Raw genomic sequence first — 17396 nt, 5'->3', positions numbered from 1 at the left:
CCCGACGCGGGCCCGCACCGCTCAGACCCCGAGGACCTCGCCCACCAGGGCACGGGCCTCCTCCTGCACCCGGCCCAGGTGCCCGGCCCCAGCCCAGGCCCCGGCTCCGGCTCCGGCCCCGGCTCGGGGACGGGGCTGACCGCCCGCACCGGGGCCGGTAGGGGCGTTCGCGCCGGCCGGGCCCGCGCCGCGCAAACCCATCCCCGACGCGGGCCCGCACCGCTCAGACCCCGAGGACCTCGCCCACCAGGGCACGGGCCTCCTCCTGCACCCGGCCCAGGTGCCCGGCCCCAGCCCCAGGCTCCGGCCCAGGCCCAGGCCCCGGCTCGGGTACGGGTACGGGCCTGACCGCCCGCACCGGGGCCGGGGACACCTCCCCGCGCCCCGCCCCCGCCCCCAGCCCCAGCCCCAGCCCCAGGCTCCGGCCCCGGCCCCGGCCCCGGCTCGGGTACGGGCTCGGGTACGGGCTCGGGTACGGGGCTGACCGCCCGAGCCGGGGCCGGTAGGGGCGTTCGCGCCGGCCGGGCCCGCGCCGCGCAAACCCATCCCCGGCGCGGGCCCGCACCGCTCAGGCCCCGAGGACCTCGCCCACCAGGGCGCGGGCCTCCTCCTGCACCCGGCCCAGGTGCCCGGCGCCCAGGAACGACTCCGCGTAGATCTTGTACACGTCCTCCGTGCCCGAGGGCCGGGCGGCGAACCAGGCGTTGTCGGTGCACACCTTCAGGCCGCCGATGGCCGCCCCGTTGCCGGGGGCGTGGGAGAGCACCGCGGTGATCTTCTCGCCGGCGAGCTGCCCCGCGCTGACCTGCTCGGGGGCCAGGCGGGCCAGACGGGCCTTCTGCTCACGGTCGGCGGGAGCGTCGACGCGGGCGTAGGCGGGCGCGCCGTGACGCTCGGTCAGTTCACGGTAACGGGCGCTGGGAGTGGCGCCGGTGACAGCGGTGATCTCGGCGGCGAGCAGGGCCAGCAGGATGCCGTCCTTGTCGGTGGTCCACACCCCGCCGTCGCGGCGCAGGAAGGAAGCACCGGCGCTCTCCTCCCCACCGAAGGCGATCGAGCCCTCCAACAGGCCGTCGACGAACCACTTGAAGCCGACCGGGACCTCCACCAGGGTGCGGCCCAGCCCCGCGGCGACACGGTCGAGCATCGAGGAGGAGACCAGCGTCTTGCCGACAGCGGCATCGGCGGGCCAGTCGGCACGGTGACGGTAGAGGTAGTCGACAGCCACCGCCAGGTAGTGGTTGGGGTTCATCAGGCCCCCGTCGGGAGTGACGATGCCGTGCCGGTCGGCATCGGCGTCGTTGCCCGTGGCGATCCGGTACTCGTCCTTGCGGCCGATGAGCGAGGCCATCGCCGCCGGCGAGGAACAGTCCATACGGATCTTGCCGTCCCAGTCCAGCGTCATGAACCGCCAGGTCGGATCGGTCACCGGGTTGACCACGGTCAGGTCCAGGCGGTAGGCCTCGGCGATACGCCCCCAGTAGGCCACCGAGGCACCGCCCAGCGGGTCCGCACCGATACGCAGACCCGCCGCCCGCACCGCGTCCAGGTCCAGCACCGAGGGCAGGTCCTCGACATAGCCGCCCAGGAAGTCGTACCGCCCGGTGGTGGCCGCGGCCAACGCCCGCGCGTACGGAACCTTCCTCACCCCGCGCAGGCCCTCACGGATCAGCTCGTTGGCACGGTCCTGGACCCAGCCCGTGGCCTCGGAACCAGCCGGACCGCCACTGGGCGGGTTGTACTTGAAGCCCCCGTCACGCGGCGGGTTGTGCGAAGGAGTGACCACAATGCCGTCAGCCAGCGCCCGGGGACTGCGCCGGTTGTGCGCCAGGATGGCATGCGAGACCGCCGGAGTGGGCGTGTAACCGTCCACCGCGTCGATCAGCACCTGCACACCATTGGCCGCCAGCACCTCCAGCGCCGTCGCCTTCGCCGGCTCCGACAACGCATGCGTGTCCGCACCCAGGAACAACGGACCCCCCACACCCTGCTCGGCCCGGTACTCACAGATCGCCTGCGTGGTCGCCGCGATATGGTCCTCATTGAACGCCGCATCCAACGACGAACCCCGGTGCCCCGAAGTCCCGAACGCCACCCGCTGCCCCACCTCCTGCGGATCCGGCCGCAACGCGTAATAAGCCGTCACCAGCCGCGCCACGTCCACCAGATCCCCCGGCTGCGCCGGCTGCCCGGCCCGTACGTGTGCCATCCGTCTTCTCCCGCCGAATCCACGAAACCCGCGTTACGTCCTCGCCCCGCGCTCACCGATCGTAGCCAGAACACGACCCTGCCCCGAACCGCGCGGGCCCGTCCGGAGCACACGGCGAAGCCCGAACCACCCGGACAGGCAACACGGGCCCGGACAGGCAACCCAGGCCCGTGCGGGCGGGCGGCCCGGACAGGCAACCCGGGCCCGGGCGGGCGGCCCGGTCCAGAGCGGGCAACCCGGGCCCGGGCGGGCGGCCCGGTCCAGAGCGGGCAACACGGGCCCGGCCAGGCAGTCCGGGCCCGTGCGGGCGGGCGGGCCGGGCTCAGGCGGGCAGCTGCTGGCGGTAGGCCTCCAGCGCGGGGGCGGTGACGGTGGCCAGGAACTCCGTCACCCGGTACTCGGCCAGCCCCAGCCGCACGAACGGGTCGGTGGCCACCAGCGCCTCGATCGCACCCCGGTCCTGCCCGGCCGCCAGGATCACCCCGCCGTCGCGCGGCACCTTGCGCCCGGAGGCCAGGAAGGTACCCGCCGCGTAATGGCCCTTCAGCCACCGCACGTGCTGCGCGAGCGCCTCGTCGATCCGCTCCATCGGGGCGGTGTACGTCAACTCCAGTACGAACATGCCGTCAGGCTAACGCCACGGCACCCGGCCCCCCGAGGAACCGGCGGCGCTCCCGGGGTTCACCGCGAGGCCCACCAGGTCGAGGGCGTCACAGCGGTGTAGCCCAGCGACTCGTACAACGGCCGGCCCAACTTCGAGGCAGTAAGGGTGAGCGGCAGGTCCGCCAGACCGGCGAGGGAAGCGAGCATGACGGCCCGGCCCACGCCGCGCGAACGAAAAGCCGGCGACGCGGCGACCCAGTAATGGCTGCCGACACCCTCGCGCACCACCCGCACACACGCTCCCGCAGCCACACCATCACACCAGGCGAGGAACACATCCACGCCCGGCTGCGCGACCAACGCCGCCGGGAACAGCTCCCCACGGCGATACGGCTCGAAACCGGTCAACTCGAAGCCCTCGATCACCACCCGCTCAGCCGCCTGGAGGTCCTCAGGCCGCTCAACCCGAACCACATCCGCCACCGATACACCGACAGGCCCCGGCAAGCGCAGCATGATCGGCATCTGCCAACTGCGCAGACCCAACCGACCCAGATCGGTGGCACCGAACGGGTCCTCGACGTTGACCGGGCCCGCCGCCCGGCGAGCCAGCTCACCCAGCTCGGCCAGCTCACCCCCATCCAGGCCAGGCCCCTGGATCAGGACCCGCAGACCGGCACGCCGGCCACCGTCGACCGCGACGAAACCGGAGCGCCGGATCACCTCATGCCCCCGGGCCCGGCCCGTGGCACTCCAGAAAGCAGCAGAGTTACAGGCCTGGAGCGCCGGCACCCGAGCCAGGACGGCACTGCGGTCGGCAGCGGTGGTTCCGGTTGTCATGATGCCCACCGTAACCCGGAATTGACCCACCACCACACACCAATTCAACACAAGGCGACTAGGCCACCCCCCAAAGGCGCCAGAGCAACTCCGCTTCCACGCCATCCCCTGCACTACCGGACCCCAGGAGTGACACCCAGGACCCGCGGCAGAAACGGACCAAGACGGATTCGAACCACCACAACCACAACCGGCACTCGACAGACCCTTCGCCTCCCCAACACCCAGCCCACCCCCAGGGACACATCAACACCCATACCCACACCGCGAATCCCTCCCCGCCCAGGGAAAGACCCACGGAAAGCGGAAAGGACCCGCAGAAAGCACCCGCAGGCAGGCCCCGCAGAAAGGACCCGCAGGGAAGGACCCGCAGGCAGGACCCGCGGGCAGGACGCGCGGGCAGGCCCCGCGGGGAAAGGGCCCGTGGGGAAGGGCCCGCGGGGAGGACGCGCGGGGAAGGGCCCGCGGGGAGGACGGGGACGCTCAGCGCGCCGGGCGACAGCCGAAACAGCAGCCGAACGCGCGCGGGCGGGGGCGTTGACGACTGCCGCTGGTGGCCACGGCCCGCCCCCCGCTCCCGCCGCACCGCGCCGGCGTGATCCGCGGCCGGCGCGCCACGCGGGACCCCGGGGGCGCAACAGGTCTTCCCGCCCCGGCCCCGGGAGGGTGCCGACCCCAATCCTGCCAGGTCAGGCAACGGTTGCGGTAGGACCCAGCACACCCTTCCTCCGCCTTGCCCAGGCCCCCGCATACACCCCACACTCGTGCGACACCCCACTCCCCCCTCCACGGCCCACGCGCCGGCGCCCGCTCGACCGGGCGGCCGGCGCGCGGCCCGTCGCGCCCTGACGCCGGCACGAAGGGGGACGGGGCGCGGGAGAGACAACGACGAAGGAGGACACCGGAGATGAGCGTGCACACAGACCTGGTACTGAAGGCGCGGGTACGGCTGATGAGCCACAACGAACGGATCCTCGACGGCGAAGAAGGCCTGACGGTATACCGGATCCTCTTCACGGTCAGCCCCCACATCCACGCCTACAAACTCGCCTACGTGCTGCGGAGCCTGAGCGAGAACAGCCCGCAGACGACCCGGACACCCGGAGCACAGCAAGCCCTCCTGGAAGAAGCAAGGGCCGCCAGCACCCGCATCCCGGCCGACGCCCCCACCCACCAACGCCGAATATGGGACCACACCGTGGCCGAACTCCGCGAGATCGAGCGCCGGCTCGGCCAGGCGAGCCGGTGACGCCCCGCCCGCACGAGGACCTGGTGCTGTGGGCGCGGGTGCGGCTGCTGAGCCGCAACCGGTGGGAACTGGAGGGCGAGGAGGCGATGCGGGTCTACCGGATCCTGTTCGCCGTCACCCCGCACGTCCACGCCTCCAAGCTCACCCAGGCCCTGCTGGGCCTCAGTTACCAGCCACGCCTGGCCCACCTGCCCGAGGCGCGGCGCGCGCTGCTGCGCGAGGCCCTGGAGGCGGCGGCGCACATCCCCCCGGGCGGGCCCTGGTACCAGGACCGGTACGCGGAGTACGCGCTGAGCGCACTGCGGCGCCTGGACGAACAGGACGAGCAGGAGGGGCAGAACGCGCAGGAGGGCTAGGGGGACGGGAGGGCCAGGGGGGGACAGCAGCGGCGGGAGGGGCATGCGGTGCGGTAGGCGTCCGCGGGATGGTTGCGGTACAACAATCCCTATTTGACGACTGATCGGAGAAACCCCGAGATGAGCAGGTCAGGCCTGTCCCGTCGCGCCCTGATCGCCGGCGCCGGCGCCGCCGTCGTCGGCTGGAACACCGCCGCCCGTGCCTGGGCCGCCGAGCCGGGCGCCGGCGTCGCCGAACTGCCCGCGATGGAGGGCACGGTGACGCTCGCGGGAGAGGGCCTGGAACGGTTCTCCGGCGACTTCGGGCACCTGGTCACCGCCGCGCCGCGCGCCGTGCTGCGCCCCGCCTCGGTGCGCGACGTGCAGAAGACGGTGGCCTTCGCCGCCCGTCACCGCATCCCGGTTGCCGTCAACGGGCAGAGCGGGGACGCGGCGGCGCTGGGCGCGGCCGGGCTGGAGTCGCACTCCAGCTACGGCCAGGCCAACCCCCGCGGCGGCATCGCGATCGACGCCCGCGGCCTGGCCGCAGTCGTCTCCCTCACGCCCGGCCGGGCCGTGGTGGAGGCCGGCGCGACCTGGGCGCAGCTGGTGGAGGCGGGCCTGGCCATCGGCTGGGTGCCGCCGGTGCTGACGGACTACCTGCACCTGTCGGTGGGCGGGACGCTGAGCGTGGGCGGCATCGGCGCGGCGGTGCAGCATTACGGCCTGCAGACGGACACGGTGCGGGAGGTGGAGGTGGTGACCGGTACGGGTGAGCTGGTGACGGCCTCGCGCGAGCGCGACCGGGAGCTGTTCGAGGCGGTGCTGGGCGGCGGCGGGCAGGCGGGGATCATCGTGCGGGCCACCCTGGCGCTGGTGCCGGCGCCGGAGCGCTCCACCGTGTTCACCCTGGCCTACGACGACCTGGACGCCTACCTGGTGGACCAGCAGAGGGTGCTGGCCACGGGCCGGTTCGACCTCCAGGTCGGCAACGTGGTGCGCAGCGCGGACGGCGGGCGGTGGCGGTACACGGCGGAGCTGGTCGCGTACGGGGCCGCGGGGCGGGCGGTGGACCGGGAGGCGCTGCTGGCGGGGCTGAGCCCGGTGGCGGGCGAGACGCGGGTGGTGGAGCAGGGCTGGCGGGAGTACGCGTTCCGGGTGGACGCCTTCGCCGGGTACCTGCGCTCGGCCGGGTTGTGGGGGCTGCCCAAGCCGTGGCTGAGCCTGTTCCTGCCGGCGTCGACGGCGGGGGTGTTCATGCGGGAGGCGGCCGCGCTGCTGACGGCCGAGGACCTGGGGGCGGGGCTGCTGCTGTTCTACCCGTACGCACGGGAGCGGGTGCGCACCCCGCTGGCGGTGCTGCCGGGGGAGCGGGTGGGCTGGCACTTCGACCTGCTGGCCTTCCCCTCGCCGGGCGCGGACGTCGCGGGGATGCTGGAGCGCAACCGGCGGCTGTACGAGCGGGCGGTCCAGCTGGGCGGCAAGCGGTACCTGATCGGGGCGGTGCCGGGGATGACGGGCGCGGACTGGGCGCGGCACTACGGGGGGCTGTGGGAGCGGGTGCAGCGGGCCAAGCGGCGTTTCGACCCGGCGGGGATCCTGGCGCCCGGGCAGGGCATCCACACCTCCTGACGCCCGCCCGATCGGCTGGGGGCCGGTGGGCGGGCCGGGCCCCCGGGGGATGGGGCCGCCGCCGGCCAGGCGCGGGCAGGCGGCGGCGCCCTCCCTCACATCCCCCGCCACCGCCCGGCCCCTCCCCCATAGCCACCGCCACCGCCTGGCCCCTCCCCCATAGCCACCGCCACCGCCTGGCCCCCTCCTCCACAGCCCCCTCCCGCGGGGGGTGGCCGGGGCCCGGGTTGCGCGCGTCCCCTTTCCAGCGCGGGACCGTGCGGGGCGCCCGGCGGGCGGCGGGCCGCTCAGGTGTAGAGGGCGGCGGCGCGGCGGGTGGCCTCGGCGAGGCGGGCGCGCAGGTGGGGCGGTTGGAGGACTTCGGCTTCGGGGCCCAAGCGCAGGAGTTCGTGGTAGCCGATGTCCCAGGTCTCCAGCGCCAGGGTGACGGTGATCCAGCCGTCGGCGTCCGGGGGGCCGGCGGTGGCGAGGGCGTCGGCGGCGGCGGTGGGCTCCAGCAGGACGGCCAGGTGTTCGACGGCCGGCGGGCTCAGCCGTACCAGGGCGCGTTCGCGCAGCAGGGCGCGGGTGAACGCGCGGGCCGCCTCCTCCCAGTACCGGGCGAGGTCGAACTGCGGGTCGCGGTCGAAGTGTTCGTCGCTCGCCTCGGCGCTCTCGAAGCGGTCGACGCGGTAGGAGGCGATGCGGCCGCCGGGCCCGCGCGCCGCGAGGTACCACTGGCCGGCCTTGAGGACCAGGCCGTACGGTTCCAGGCGCCGGCGGCGGGTGGAGCCGCGGGAGGCGTAGCGGGCGTCCAGGACGCGGTCCTGCCACACGGCGCGGGAGACCTCGGCGAGCAGCGGCGGGGTGGGGGCGTCGCGGAACCAGGCCGGGGCGTCGAGGTGGAAGCGCTGGACGGCGGCCGCGGGGGCCTCGCCCAGGGCGGCGGCGACCTTGAGCCGGGCGGCCAGGGCCTGCCCGGCCAGGCCCATCTCGCGCAGCGGGCCGGGCAGTCCGGCCAGGTGCAGGACGGCGGCCTCGGCGCGCTCCAGGCCGGTGAGGCGGGTGCGGTAGCCGTCGACGAGGCGGTAGCCGCCGGCGCGCCCGCGCTCCGCGTACACCGGCACCCCGGCCTCGGCCAGGGCGGCGATGTCGCGCTGCACGGTGCGTTCGGAGACCTCCAGTTCGGCCGCGAGTGCGGCGGCGGTCATGGTGCGCCGGGTCTGCAGGAGCAGCAGCAGCGCGATGGCCCGGCTCGCCCGCACCCGCTCCTCCTTCCTCGCGTCCCTCTGTCGGCAGCCGCCATTGTCGCCGCACGCCGGCCGTGGGCGTCAGCCGGTGCGTCAGCCGGTGCGTCAGCCGGTGGCGTGCGGCGCGCTCACGCCTGGTGGGCCGCCGAGCCGAGTGCGGCCGGGTCGGCGGCGAAGGCGGCCATCCAGTGCGGGTGCAGCCGGTAGTAGACGACGTCGTGGTCCCAGTCGAAGGCGTCCGCGCCGTAGAAGTCCCGGAAGTGGGCGAGCAGTTCGGGCCAGTCGGCGGCCGGCTTCCCGCCGTGCGGGTTGAGGGTCTCCACCGTGCCGTGGGTGAACACGCCCAGGTCCTCCCCGCGCAGGTGCGCGGCGCTGACGGCGGGCCGGGCGGCGAGGTGGCGGGCCTTGGCGGCGGTGCGCGCGGTGCCGAAGTGCCAGCGGCCGTGCAGGAAGTGCCCGTCCACGCCGCTGATCCGCGGCTCGCCGGTGGCCGTGACGGTGGACAGCGCGAGCGTGCACATCCCGGTGAGCACGCCGGTGAGCTGTCCGGCGGTGAGGGCGCGCTCGCCGCTGATGATCGAGCGCAGGTGCGCCGTGGAGCGGGCGAGGGAGGCGTCCAGGAGGGCCTGGAGGCGCCGCAGGTCGTCGGGGGTTTCGCGCATGAGGGGGTCCTTTGCCGGTGCGTGGTCCGGGCCGGCGCCACCGCGGCGCCGGCCGGTCGCCCTCACTGTCCCGCCGGAACCCGACACCTTCTGTCGTCTTTCGCCGTCGCTGTTCGCCGGGCGGGTCTCAGCGGGCCAGGCGTCCCAGCAGGGCGGAGGCCGCCGCGATGCCCGCGACCGTGGCGGCGGCCAGGACGGCGAAGTCCAGCGGCAGGTGGGAGGGGGTGCCGATGAGCAGGCCGCGCAGCGCGTCGACCTGGTAGCTGAGCGGGTTGGCCTTGCTGACGGCCTGCAGCCAGCCCGGCATGAGGTCGACCGGGTAGAGGGCGTTGGAGCCGAAGAACAGCGGCATGGTGATCGCCTGGCCGATGCCCATCAGCCGGTCGCGGGTGAGCACGATCCCGGCGATGGCCATCGAGAGGCAGGAGAAGAACGCCGAGCCGAGCAGTACCGCGACCACCACCCCGAGCAGGCGCAGCGGGTTCCAGGTCATCGCGACGCCCAGGACGGCGGCGATCAGCACCACGACGACGGCCTGCAGGACGGCTTTGACGCCGGCGGCGAAGGCCTTGCCGGTGACCAGGGCGGCGCGCGGGGTGGGGGTGACCAGCAGTTTGGTGAGGACTCCGGAGTCCCGCTCCCAGATGATCATGATGCCGTAGAAGATCGCGATGAACATCGCGGACTGGGCGATGATGCCCGGCGCCAGGTAGTCGAGGTAGGGGATGCCGCCGGTGGGTATCGCCTTGAGGCGGGTGAAGGTCTCGCCGAAGATCAGCAGCCACAGGGCGGGCTGGACGGCGCGGGTGTAGAGCTCGGTGCGGTCGTGGCGCAGCTTCTGCAGTTCCACCGCGCACATCGCGCCGACCCGGGCGGGCACCAGGCGCCAGCCGGTGCGGGCGCGCGGGGGCACCAGCAGCAGGTCGAGGTCGGGGGTGGGCCCGGGGGTGTCGGCGGGGGGTTCAGCCGACGCGGTTGGCCGTGCGGCGGGTACGGCGGACATCGCCGAAGTCTCCTTCCGTGGCGTCGGCCAGGTCGCGGCCGGCGAAGTGGCGGAACACGTCGTCCAGGGTGGGCTCGTCCCGGCCCTCTTCCCGTACCCGGGCCTTGAGTTCGGCGGGGGTGCCGAGCGCGCGGATGCGGCCGCGGTCCATCAGGGCGATGCGGTCGCAGTGGCGGTCGGCCTCGTCCATGTAGTGGGTGGTGACCAGGACGGTCATGCCGGTGGCCCGGCGCACGGCGTCGACGCGCTCCCACACGCCGGTGCGGGCGATCGGGTCCAGGCCGATGGTGGGTTCGTCCAGGACCAGCAGGCGCGGGGCGCTGACCAGGGCCTGGGCGAGTTCGAGGCGGCGCACCATGCCGCCGGAGTAGGTGGCGGCCATCCGGTCGGCGGCGTCGGTGAGGTCGACGGCGGCCAGGGCCTGGGCGACGCGCCGGGCGCGTTCGGCGCGGGGCACGTCGAAGACCCGGGCGAACAGGGCGACGTTCTCGCGTCCGGTCAGCCCGGCCTCGGCGGACAGCTGCTGGGGCACGTAGCCGAGCAGGCGGCGCACCTCCATCGGGCGGCGGGCGGCGTCGTGGCCGAAGACACGCACCATGCCGGCGCCGGCCGGCAGCAGGGTGGTGATCGCGCGGATCGTGGTGGTCTTGCCCGCGCCGTTGGGCCCGAGCAGGCCGAACACCTCGCCGGTGCGCACGGTCAGGTCGATGCCGTCCACGGCCCGGGTGGTCCTGCCGCGGCCGTGGGTGAAGCTGTACTCCAGGCCCTGGCACACCACGGCCTGCTCCTGGCTCGTCACGCTTCCTCCTCGGGGCTCGTCACGCTTCCTCCTCGGGCAGGGCGCGCAGGCCCTCGGCGACCTTCTGCAGGGCGGGCAGGGCGGCCGCCAGCGCGGCCCGGTCCGGCTCGGGCAGGCCCGCGACCAGCTCGCCCATCAGGGCGCGGCGCCGCGCGCGCCAGGCCTCGATCCGCTGCCCGGCGGCCTCGGTCGCGTACAGCAGCGCGGCCCGGCGGTCGGCGGGGTCCGGTTCGCGGCGCAGCAGGTCCTGGGCGACGAGCTGGTTGACCAGGGTGGAGACGGAGTTGCCGGCCAGGCACAGTTCCTCGGCGGCCTCGGAGATCCGCAGGCCGGGGGTGTGGGTGACCAGGCGCAGCAGTTCCACCTGGGCGCCGCGCAGCCGGGGCTGTTCGAGGCGGCGGCGCAGGCGGCGGCGCAGCAGGCGCTGGATGCCGACGAGGAGGGCGGAGAACTCGTCGGCGAGGGCCGCGTCGGGGGTGTCGTCGTCGCGTCTTTCGGGGGCTCGTGCCGTTCCCGTGGCCATGCCCCAATTTTAGCTCTCAGTGAGAGGTATCTGTCGAGGGGGCGGACACCGGCAGTGGACGCGCGGGAGGATCGGGGCCCGGGCGGTAAACGCCCGGGCCCGCTGACGCCACTTCCGGGCAGCCGCCCAGGCGCCCGGACCGGGAGCCCGCCGAGGGCGGGAGCCCACCGGAAGGCCCACCCCATGACGGACCCCGTGACCCTGGCGCCGCCCGGCGCCGCACCCGCCGCACCCGCCGTGCCGAAGGTCGCCGCCGCCCTCGCCCGGTGTTTGCCGCCACGCGCCCGCGCCCGGTCGGTACGGGCCGAGGCCGACGCCCGAGCGGCGCAGGCGGCCCGAGCGGCGCAGGCGGCCGGGGCGGCCGGGGCGGCGGGGGCGACCGGTGGTGCGCGGTGAGCGGGGAGGCCGCGATGGCGTTCGAGGAGGCGTACCGGCTGTACCGCGGGCGGCTGCTGCGCGCGGCGCGCCGCCAGGCCGGCGAGCTGGGGCTGTCCGGGCGTGACGCCGACGTGGAGGCGATCGTGCAGGACACCTTCGAGGAGGCGCTGCGGGTCTGGGAGAGTGTCAGGTCGCCGTGGGCGTGGCTGCACACCGTGGTCCGGCGCCGGGTGGCCCGCTGCGTCCCGGCGGCGGCACGCCGGGCGCACGGGGAGCCGGCGCTCCACGCCGAGCAGGGCGCGGTGCGCTGGAGCACGGCCGCACCGGCGGCCGGGGCCGAGGACTTCGCCGCCGCACGGGAGGTCACCGCGTTCATCCGGCGGATGCCGCAGCGGCGCCGGCAGCAGGTGGCCTACCTGCGGTACGTGCTGGGCTGGGACTTCACCGAGATCGCCGAGCAGTTGGGCTGCCGCCCGGCGACCGCCCGCGTCCACGCCCTGCGAGCGCGCAGGTGCGTCGCCGAACTGGCCGCGCTGGGCTGCGCCGTGGACGAGGCGACGGTGGTGGCCGACGACCCGGAAGGCGGCTGCACGACCGTGGGGACCGCCCTGGTGGCACCCGTCGTCCCGCTGCTCCTCGCCGCCGCCTTCCGGGTCGGACCGCCGTACGTCCTGGCGGCCCTGGCAGGGGTGTTGACGGCCTGCTGGTGGCTGGCCGGCCGGTCCGTCGGGGCGCCGGCCGTGGAGGAGGAGGGGCAGGGCCCGGCCGGTCAGGGCCTCGGCGGTGCGGGCGGTCTGGGAGGGGGCCATGTGCCGCGCGAGTTCGCCCACGGGGACGAAGCGGGCGCCGCGCAGGCGGCTGCGCTTCCGGGCGGGGACGGTGAGGGGGGCGGTGTCGCGCACGGCGCCGCCGTCGAAGACCAGGCTGAGGCGCTCCAGGTAGCGGTCACAGGGCGCGTGGGCGGCCGGTGACCCCGCCGGTGCGCCGCCGCGCGCGGGACCCCGGCCCCGCCGGCTTCCCGCTCCCCCGCCCCTATCCCCGCTCCCGACGCCAGGACCCGCCGTCGGCCCCTCGGCCCGGGGCCCGGGGGGGGGGTGGCGGAGAGCGCGGGCGTGTGGTTCGTCTCCGGGGCGTCGCGGGGTCCCGGCGCGCAGATCACCCGTGCGGCGCCCCAGGCCGCGCACCGCGTGACCGCCACCGCCGGGCACGTCTGCGCGATCCGCGGGACATCACGGCACACGCCGGGCGAACTGCCGGCGGCGCCGGCGGATGCCACCGGCCCCGGGCAGCCGGCGGTCCGGGCGGGGCCGGTCCGGGCGGGGCCCGCCCGGATATCCGGCGCCGCCGGCGGAACGGCGCAAGCCCTCCAGAGTGGTGAGGGCGACGTCCAGGCGGGCGCAGCGGTGGCCGCCGGACGCGCTCAGCCCACTGGCCCCGGCGTCGGCGTCGGCGTCGGCGTCGGCGGGGACGACGTACGGGCCGTGGTCGCAGTGGCGGGTGGCCATGTTTTCGTGGGCGCGGGAGCGTTGGAGGACGAGAGCGGCGACGGCCGGGCCGCGCTCGCCCCGGCCACAAAGGCCTCGAAGGCCCCGGAAGGCGCGGAAGTCTCGAAGTGCGGTGTCAGGGAAGGGGTTTGCGCATCAGTGTGCACATCGTCTCGTGGCGGTGGAGCGTGCCGTCCGCGTCCTCCACGTCCCAGGAGTCGGGTGCGCGGCCGAAGGCCCCGTAGCCCAGGCGTTCGTAGAGCGCGCGGGCACGCGGGTTGTCCTCCTCGACGGCGAGCTCGGCGCGGCCCAGGCCCCGGGCGGCGATCCGCCGCTCGGCGGCGCGGATCAGCAGGGTACCGATCCCGCGGGAGCGTAGGTCCGGGTGGACGCCGAGCTGCCACAGGATGCCGGCGCCGGGCGCGGACGCGTAGTCGATGCCACACAGCGCCACCGGGTGCCCGTCCGGGGTGCACGCCGCCAGGTAGTCGATCTCGCCGCTCTCGGCGCGGCGGACCTGGCGGACGAGGTCGCGCACGTGCTTCGCGGAGCCGGACCAGCCGCAGGAGGGCAGGTCCGCGTCGGTGAGGGCGCGTACCGTCAGCGCCGGCCTGATCCCGGTCATCGCCGCACCCCCTGCGCATCGTCTCCGGCCGTGGCCCTGCGCCTATTCCAGCAAGCCGCTCCCCGTGCCGTCCAAGGGGTTTCGCCCTGCCGGCCGGGGCCGTGTCCGCCCGGCGGGCGGGCGCCGCGGGGATACGGGCCCCGGACGCAGGGGCACGGCCACACTGCGGCGCGGCGCGGGCTCAAGATCCGCTCAGATGCCCGCCGCCCGGAAATGTTCCGTGCAAGGATCTGCGCACGGCCCCCGACCGGGGCCCTCGCCGCTCCCGAACGGAGCCGTCCTGGGGGGACACATGGGCACCGTCATCTTCCTGCCGGCCGTGCTGGCCGGCGCCATCGTGGTCATCAGCGTCCACCTGGCCCGCCGGGAACGGGCCCGCGGCTCCCACTGCGAGGACGCGGGCCTGCTGGTCGAGCTGGAACGCACCCGCCAGGCCGCCCAGCTGCGCACGACCTACTCCAGCCGCGCCGTCCACCACGCCACCGGCATGGCCTGCGACGACCTGCACAAGTACTACTCCTAGCCCGCGCCGGAGCACGGGCCGAGCGTGCCACCGGCGCTCAGGGGCTCCCCCGCGGGCAGGCCCAGGCGCGCCGCCCAGGACAGCGCCCGCGCCCGGGAGACGTCGCGCTCGGCCAGACGCGCGGCCGCCAGCGCGGGCGGCACCGCGTCCCGCTCCAGCAGCACGTCCCACTGGCGGGCGGTCAGCGCCAGGCAGCGCAGGCCCGGCAGCTGCGCGAGGACGGCCGGGTCCCGTATCCCGGCCCGGGAGAGGTCCAGGGCGCGCAGTGCGGGGGCGGTGGCGAGCGGGGTGAGGTCGGTGGGGGTGTCGGTGGCCAGTTCGAGGGCCGTGACCCGCCCGGGCCCGCCGGGCGGCGGTTTGTCAGCCAGGCTCCCGGGCGTCCGCGAGGGCGCCCAGGGGGAAGTGCCGGGCCGGCGGGTGCGCTTCGGTGAGGAAGTCCAGCAGGAGCCGGTTGACCAGGTCGGGCTTTTCCAGCGGCGCGGTGTGGGAGGTGCCGGGCAGCACGGCGAGCTGGCCGTGGGGGACGGCGGCGGCCATCGCCGCGCTGTGGGAGATACGCACGCCGTCGTCATCGCCCTGCATGACCAGGACGGGCATCGGCAAAGCGGCCAGCGCCGCGAGGCCGATGTCGGGCTCCTCGCGCCACATCGTCAGCCACTTGGCGAAGACGACAGGGAAATGGCCAGGGCCGTCCGGGCAGAGCCGCTCGTGCTGGGAGCGGAACATCGCCTCCAGACGTTCGGTGTCCTCCAGGATCGCGAGGTCGGCCGCGGTGGCCCCGTCACGGCTGACGCCACCGCTGATCAGGACGAGCCGGCGCACCAGATCAGGACGGCGCAACGCCGTGTGCAGGGCGACGGTGACACCGGCGCTCCAGCCGACCAGATGGACCGGGCCCGTGGCGAGGGTCTCCAGGAGGGCGATGGTGTCCTGGGCCATCAGATCGCCGGTGACGGGGCCCTCGACATCGGGGGTGCGACCGTGGCCGCGGCGTTCGGGGGCGTGGACGCGGAAGCGGGCAGCCAGCGCGGGAATCTGGGCATACCAGCTGTCGGCGCTCACCCCCGCGCCGTGGAGCAGGACGACGGGGTCGCCCTCGCCCTGGATCTCACAGTAGGTGCGCAGCCCGTTCACCCTCACGTACTCGCCCATGTCCCATCCCCCCGGTGTGTGTCGTGGCAGCGGTGAACAGCCCGGCCCGGCAGCCGGGTCCGGCGTACTTGAGCAATGCTCGGGTCGATCATAGGCAGATGACCTGAGCTAAGCTCAAGTCCCATGGCACTGCATCGTGATGACGTCATCCGCGCCGCTCTGGACCTGCTGGACGAGGTGGGGCTGGAACGGCTGACGACCCGGGCGCTGACCGAGCGCCTGGGGGTGGCACCCGGGGCTTTGTACTGGCACGTGCGCAGCAAACGGGAGTTGCTGGCGGCGATGGCGGACGCCGTGGTGGCGCCGGCGTTCACCACAACCGGCAACAACAGGCCCGACGGCGACGGGCCCGACGGCGAGACGGACACGGACGCGGACTGGGCGGAGAAAGGCTGGACGGAGGAAGGCTGGGCGGGGCACACGCAGGCGTTCGCGCACCGGCTGCGGGCGGCACTGCTGGGACGCCGGGACGGGGCACGGCTGGTCTCGGGGTACCTGGTGCCGGGGACGGCGACGCTGGGGGCAGTGGAGGAAGGGCTTGCACTGATGCGCTCCCAGGGGCTGACACTGGGACAAGCGGCCGTACTGGGACACGCGGTGACCAGCTACGTGATCGGGTTCGTCCTCCAGGAACAGACCGGAAACCAGAACGGCGACAGGGACACGGACGGCGACGGGGACGGCGGCGGGATGCCGGGCATCGACCCGGCCCGCTACCCCAACCTCGTCCAGTGGCAGACCGAACAGACCGAACAGACCGAACAGGCTGGGCAGGCCGGACAGGGCGCGGGCCCCGGGGGACCGTTCGCCGCCGGGCTGGCACTGCTGACCGCCGGGCTGGCCGCCGGGCTCGACTGAGCCCGTGGACCCGCCGCACCGCCAGACACCCGCCGGAACCGGGGCCGCTACGGCCGCCACGGCGGGCGCGGGCACGGCGCGGCGGCGGGTACGGCAGCCGTCGTGAAGACCCGGGGCGCGCAGGTGGCAGGACCGGGCAGCGTGGCCCGACGACAGACTGTGGCCGGCCGCGCGGGCGGCGACCAGAACGGCCAAGCCGGGGGCAGCACGGCGGGCGGGGCGGTGGGCGGTGACCAGGCGCCACCCCGCCCCACGGCCGGCCAGGGTGAGGCGTACGGACACGCGCGCGGCCGGCCAGAGCGGCGAAACGGGCAGCCCCGGCGGCGACTTCACCGGACACGGGCCGGGGACGAGGGCGAGCGGAGCCCGAGCGGCATGGAACGCCGGGCGGACAGAAGCCGGGCGGGCAGAAGGCCAGGGCCCCGGTCGGGACGACCGCCGCCCGCCGCGCCGCCGTCCTCTCCCGCACGCGTTCGCGGGCCGCTCCCGTACGCCCTCCGCCGGACGCCCCGTACATCCTCCGCAGGGCATTCCGGGGGCGTTCGCGGGCGCCTTCGTGCGCGTCGGGTGCGCGGTTCGTGTTGCGGAGGTGTTGCGGCCGGCGTGGCAGGACCCCGTCCCGTAGTAGCGTCGGGCGTGAAGTCGCGCGTGGTGCGCGGCCGTTGACGATGATCTACGCGGGACGGGGGCCAGGCTTGGGAAGGGGTGGTGGGTGTGGGACGGGCACGCGTTGCGGCGCGGATGATCGTGCACCCCGGTGTGGAGGACGTGAACGTCCAGCAGGTACTGGAGGCCCTCGCCGACCCGGCGAGGCGCTCGGTGGTGCGCACCCTGGCACACTCGGGCGCCGACCTGAGCTGTGGCTCCTTCGACCTGCCGGTCGGGCGCTCCACCTCCAGCCACCACTTCTCCGTGCTGCGCGCGGCCGGGGTACTGCGCCAGTACTACGTGGGCACCACCAAGATGAACACACTGCGCACCGAGGAACTGGAGGAACGGTTCCCAGGACTACTGTCCGCAGTCGTGGCCGCCGCCGACGCCGAGGCCCACGACTGCCCCTGACACCCCCGACACCCCCGAAGCCCTGACGCCCCGAACCTCCAGGGCCTCAGGGCTCCCGGGCCTTAGGTGGATAGGGCCTTGGGTGGCCGGGGGTCAGCCGGTGACGCTGACGACGATCCTGCCGGCCCGGGCGCCGCCCTCCAGGCAGCGGTAAGCCCGGGCAGCGGAATCCAGACCCTCGAAGACCCGGCCGACAACGGCCGGAACGAGCCGCCCGCCACGCCCGCGGT

At 75.0% G+C, this 17396-nt stretch carries 19 protein-coding genes; 7 read left to right on the top strand and 12 right to left on the bottom strand.

The genetic code is table 11. The annotated features are described in order from the left end of the window. Positions 1 to 568: 568 nt before the first annotated feature. The 3 genes from pgm to ACZ3YL_RS17445 form a co-directional block, all read right to left on the bottom strand. On the bottom strand, positions 569 to 2209 hold the full coding sequence (gene pgm / locus ACZ3YL_RS17455) for a phosphoglucomutase (alpha-D-glucose-1,6-bisphosphate-dependent) (protein WP_465658193.1): 1641 nt from the start codon (positions 2207 to 2209) through the stop codon (positions 569 to 571). 322 nt (positions 2210 to 2531) lie between these two features. Then, positions 2532 to 2831, bottom strand: a complete 300-nt coding sequence (locus tag ACZ3YL_RS17450; RefSeq protein ID WP_465658191.1) for a YciI family protein — start codon at positions 2829 to 2831, stop codon at positions 2532 to 2534. 59 nt (positions 2832 to 2890) lie between these two features. After that, positions 2891 to 3652, bottom strand: coding sequence for a GNAT family N-acetyltransferase (locus tag ACZ3YL_RS17445; protein WP_465658189.1), 762 nt, complete (start codon positions 3650 to 3652; stop codon positions 2891 to 2893). 907 nt (positions 3653 to 4559) lie between these two features. Here ACZ3YL_RS17445 and ACZ3YL_RS17440 point away from each other — a divergent pair. The 3 genes from ACZ3YL_RS17440 to ACZ3YL_RS17430 all read left to right on the top strand — a co-directional run bounded on the left by ACZ3YL_RS17440 (position 4560) and on the right by ACZ3YL_RS17430 (position 6868). Further along, the gene (locus ACZ3YL_RS17440; protein WP_465658187.1) at positions 4560 to 4901 is read left to right on the top strand and encodes a hypothetical protein; all 342 of its coding nucleotides are present in this window, start codon (positions 4560 to 4562) and stop codon (positions 4899 to 4901) included. Continuing rightward, a complete protein-coding gene (locus tag ACZ3YL_RS17435; RefSeq protein ID WP_188303922.1) occupies positions 4898 to 5257 on the top strand; it encodes a hypothetical protein in 360 nt (119 codons plus the stop codon). The genes ACZ3YL_RS17440 and ACZ3YL_RS17435 overlap by 4 nt, the downstream gene beginning before the upstream one ends. A gap of 120 nt (positions 5258 to 5377) precedes the next feature. Then, entirely contained in the window at positions 5378 to 6868 is a 1491-nt protein-coding gene (locus tag ACZ3YL_RS17430) for an FAD-binding protein (RefSeq protein ID WP_465658185.1), read from the top strand. 287 nt (positions 6869 to 7155) lie between these two features. Here the strand turns inward: ACZ3YL_RS17430 and ACZ3YL_RS17425 are convergent, their stop codons facing one another. From ACZ3YL_RS17425 to ACZ3YL_RS17405, 5 genes are all read right to left on the bottom strand, one after another. After that, positions 7156 to 8112 (bottom strand): helix-turn-helix transcriptional regulator, encoded by a 957-nt coding sequence (locus tag ACZ3YL_RS17425; RefSeq protein WP_188303924.1) that lies wholly within the window; start codon positions 8110 to 8112, stop codon positions 7156 to 7158. Between the two features lie 113 nt (positions 8113 to 8225). After that, positions 8226 to 8759 (bottom strand): pyridoxamine 5'-phosphate oxidase family protein, encoded by a 534-nt coding sequence (locus tag ACZ3YL_RS17420; RefSeq protein ID WP_188303925.1) that lies wholly within the window; start codon positions 8757 to 8759, stop codon positions 8226 to 8228. 127 nt (positions 8760 to 8886) lie between these two features. Then, positions 8887 to 9762 carry an ABC transporter permease gene (locus tag ACZ3YL_RS17415; RefSeq protein ID WP_188303926.1) on the bottom strand — a complete coding sequence of 292 codons (876 nt, stop codon included), beginning with the start codon at positions 9760 to 9762 and terminating at the stop codon, positions 8887 to 8889. Then, entirely contained in the window at positions 9722 to 10561 is an 840-nt protein-coding gene (locus ACZ3YL_RS17410) for an ATP-binding cassette domain-containing protein (RefSeq protein WP_188303927.1), read from the bottom strand. The genes ACZ3YL_RS17415 and ACZ3YL_RS17410 overlap by 41 nt, the downstream gene beginning before the upstream one ends. Before the next feature lie 19 nt (positions 10562 to 10580). After that, the gene (locus tag ACZ3YL_RS17405; protein WP_188303928.1) at positions 10581 to 11084 is read right to left on the bottom strand and encodes a MarR family winged helix-turn-helix transcriptional regulator; all 504 of its coding nucleotides are present in this window, start codon (positions 11082 to 11084) and stop codon (positions 10581 to 10583) included. A gap of 410 nt (positions 11085 to 11494) precedes the next feature. On the opposite strand from ACZ3YL_RS17405, the gene ACZ3YL_RS17400 reads away from it, so the two are divergent. Next, complete coding sequence (locus tag ACZ3YL_RS17400; protein ID WP_465658182.1) at positions 11495 to 12433, top strand: RNA polymerase sigma factor; 939 nt, start codon at positions 11495 to 11497, stop codon at positions 12431 to 12433. A 258-nt stretch (positions 12434 to 12691) separates the two neighbouring features. On the opposite strand, the gene ACZ3YL_RS17395 is transcribed toward ACZ3YL_RS17400, so the two are convergent. Beyond that, a complete protein-coding gene (locus tag ACZ3YL_RS17395; protein ID WP_465658180.1) occupies positions 12692 to 12967 on the bottom strand; it encodes a hypothetical protein in 276 nt (91 codons plus the stop codon). Between the two features lie 115 nt (positions 12968 to 13082). Continuing rightward, positions 13083 to 13571, bottom strand: a complete 489-nt coding sequence (locus ACZ3YL_RS17390; protein WP_188307617.1) for a GNAT family N-acetyltransferase — start codon at positions 13569 to 13571, stop codon at positions 13083 to 13085. A gap of 292 nt (positions 13572 to 13863) precedes the next feature. Here ACZ3YL_RS17390 and ACZ3YL_RS17385 point away from each other — a divergent pair, with 292 nt between their 5' ends. Further along, on the top strand, positions 13864 to 14094 hold the full coding sequence (locus tag ACZ3YL_RS17385) for a hypothetical protein (RefSeq protein WP_188307616.1): 231 nt from the start codon (positions 13864 to 13866) through the stop codon (positions 14092 to 14094). On the opposite strand, the gene ACZ3YL_RS17380 is transcribed toward ACZ3YL_RS17385, so the two are convergent. Together ACZ3YL_RS17380 and ACZ3YL_RS17375 are read right to left on the bottom strand one after the other, a co-directional pair. Continuing rightward, positions 14091 to 14258, bottom strand: coding sequence for a hypothetical protein (locus ACZ3YL_RS17380; protein ID WP_188307615.1), 168 nt, complete (start codon positions 14256 to 14258; stop codon positions 14091 to 14093). The two genes, ACZ3YL_RS17385 and ACZ3YL_RS17380, sit on opposite strands and share 4 nt — an antisense overlap. A 196-nt stretch (positions 14259 to 14454) precedes the next feature. Further along, positions 14455 to 15246 carry an alpha/beta fold hydrolase gene (locus ACZ3YL_RS17375; protein ID WP_188307614.1) on the bottom strand — a complete coding sequence of 264 codons (792 nt, stop codon included), beginning with the start codon at positions 15244 to 15246 and terminating at the stop codon, positions 14455 to 14457. A 123-nt stretch (positions 15247 to 15369) separates the two neighbouring features. Between ACZ3YL_RS17375 and ACZ3YL_RS17370 the strand changes: the two genes are divergently transcribed. Next, positions 15370 to 16104, top strand: coding sequence for a TetR/AcrR family transcriptional regulator C-terminal domain-containing protein (locus ACZ3YL_RS17370; RefSeq protein ID WP_465658178.1), 735 nt, complete (start codon positions 15370 to 15372; stop codon positions 16102 to 16104). A gap of 714 nt (positions 16105 to 16818) precedes the next feature. After that, positions 16819 to 17166: a helix-turn-helix transcriptional regulator gene (locus ACZ3YL_RS17365; protein WP_317620943.1), complete on the top strand. Its 348-nt coding sequence runs from the start codon at positions 16819 to 16821 to the stop codon at positions 17164 to 17166. Positions 17167 to 17396: the final 230 nt, after the last annotated feature.

This window comes from Kitasatospora sp. NPDC023176 (assembly GCF_055560495.1).
Note: the sequence above shows the minus strand (reverse complement) of the source record. Positions and strands in the feature narration are given on the sequence as shown.

What these genes read in the sequence shown, in the direction of transcription:
- pgm (WP_465658193.1), bottom strand. Translation starts at nt 2,209, where the DNA reads ATGGCACACGTACGGGCCGGGCAGCCGGCGCAGCCGGGGGATCTGGTG.
- ACZ3YL_RS17390 (WP_188307617.1), bottom strand. Translation starts at nt 13,571, where the DNA reads ATGACCGGGATCAGGCCGGCGCTGACGGTACGCGCCCTCACCGACGCG.
- ACZ3YL_RS17420 (WP_188303925.1), bottom strand. Translation starts at nt 8,759, where the DNA reads ATGCGCGAAACCCCCGACGACCTGCGGCGCCTCCAGGCCCTCCTGGAC.
- ACZ3YL_RS17440 (WP_465658187.1), top strand. Translation starts at nt 4,560, where the DNA reads ATGAGCGTGCACACAGACCTGGTACTGAAGGCGCGGGTACGGCTGATG.
- ACZ3YL_RS17400 (WP_465658182.1), top strand. Translation starts at nt 11,495, where the DNA reads ATGGCGTTCGAGGAGGCGTACCGGCTGTACCGCGGGCGGCTGCTGCGC.
- ACZ3YL_RS17395 (WP_465658180.1), bottom strand. Translation starts at nt 12,967, where the DNA reads ATGGCCACCCGCCACTGCGACCACGGCCCGTACGTCGTCCCCGCCGAC.
- ACZ3YL_RS17370 (WP_465658178.1), top strand. Translation starts at nt 15,370, where the DNA reads ATGGCACTGCATCGTGATGACGTCATCCGCGCCGCTCTGGACCTGCTG.
- ACZ3YL_RS17415 (WP_188303926.1), bottom strand. Translation starts at nt 9,762, where the DNA reads ATGTCCGCCGTACCCGCCGCACGGCCAACCGCGTCGGCTGAACCCCCC.
- ACZ3YL_RS17450 (WP_465658191.1), bottom strand. Translation starts at nt 2,831, where the DNA reads ATGTTCGTACTGGAGTTGACGTACACCGCCCCGATGGAGCGGATCGAC.
- ACZ3YL_RS17445 (WP_465658189.1), bottom strand. Translation starts at nt 3,652, where the DNA reads ATGACAACCGGAACCACCGCTGCCGACCGCAGTGCCGTCCTGGCTCGG.
- ACZ3YL_RS17430 (WP_465658185.1), top strand. Translation starts at nt 5,378, where the DNA reads ATGAGCAGGTCAGGCCTGTCCCGTCGCGCCCTGATCGCCGGCGCCGGC.
- ACZ3YL_RS17375 (WP_188307614.1), bottom strand. Translation starts at nt 15,246, where the DNA reads ATGGGCGAGTACGTGAGGGTGAACGGGCTGCGCACCTACTGTGAGATC.
- ACZ3YL_RS17405 (WP_188303928.1), bottom strand. Translation starts at nt 11,084, where the DNA reads ATGGCCACGGGAACGGCACGAGCCCCCGAAAGACGCGACGACGACACC.
- ACZ3YL_RS17385 (WP_188307616.1), top strand. Translation starts at nt 13,864, where the DNA reads ATGGGCACCGTCATCTTCCTGCCGGCCGTGCTGGCCGGCGCCATCGTG.